Consider the following 1,107-nt stretch of genomic DNA (forward strand, 5'->3'; position numbering starts at 1 on the left):
CCTTCCACCTGGACAACCAACGCCAGGCTGACTTAACCTTCTCCGTCCTCTCATCGCATTACACAGAAGTATTGGAATATTAACCAATTTCCCATCGACTACGCCTCTCGGCCTCGCCTTAGGGGTCGACTCACCCAGCCCCGATTAACGTTGGACTGGAACCCTTGGTCTTTCAGCGAACGGGTTTTTCACCCGTTTTGTCGTTACTCACGTCAGCATTCGCACTTCTGATACCTCCAGCATACTTCTCAATACACCTTCATCGGCTTACAGAACGCTCCCCTACCACTTGACTAATGTCAAATCCGCAGCTTCGGCACATAGTTTTAGCCCCGTTACATCTTCCGCGCAGGCCGACTCGACTAGTGAGCTATTACGCTTTCTTTAAAGGGTGGCTGCTTCTAAGCCAACCTCCTAGCTGTCTATGCCTTCCCACATCGTTTCCCACTTAACTATGATTTTGGGGCCTTAGCTGGCGGTCTGGATTGTTTTCCTCTTGACTACGGACGTTAGCACCCGCAGTCTGTCTCCCGGATAGTACTCATTGGTATTCGGAGTTTGCATCGGTTTGGTAAGTCGGGATGACCCCCTAGCCGAAACAGTGCTCTACCCCCAATGGTATTCGTCCGAGGCGCTACCTAAATAGCTTTCGGGGAGAACCAGCTATCACCAGGCTTGATTAGCCTTTCACCCCTATCCACAAGTCATCCCCTGGCTTTTCAACGACAGTGGGTTCGGTCCTCCAGTTAGTGTTACCCAACCTTCAACCTGCTCATGGATAGATCGCCTGGTTTCGGGTCTATACCCAGCAACTAAACGCCCTATTAAGACTCGATTTCTCTACGGCTCCCCTATTCGGTTAACCTTGCTACTGAATATAAGTCGCTGACCCATTATACAAAAGGTACGCAGTCACCGAACTAGTCGGCTCCCACTGCTTGTATGCATGCGGTTTCAGGATCTATTTCACTCCCCTCACAGGGGTTCTTTTCGCCTTTCCCTCACGGTACTGGTTCACTATCGGTCAGTCAGGAGTATTTAGCCTTGGAGGATGGTCCCCCCATATTCAGACAAGGTTTCACGTGCCTCGCCCTACTCGTCATCATT

1 rRNA gene is annotated in these 1,107 nt (G+C 50.7%); it reads right to left on the reverse strand.

Going from position 1 to position 1,107, the window contains the following annotated elements:
• Positions 1–1,107: ribosomal RNA gene (locus F957_RS0120670) — 23S ribosomal RNA — on the reverse strand; the annotation flags it as partial.

Source organism: Acinetobacter gyllenbergii CIP 110306 = MTCC 11365 (assembly GCF_000413855.1).
Lineage (GTDB): Bacteria > Pseudomonadota > Gammaproteobacteria > Pseudomonadales > Moraxellaceae > Acinetobacter > Acinetobacter gyllenbergii.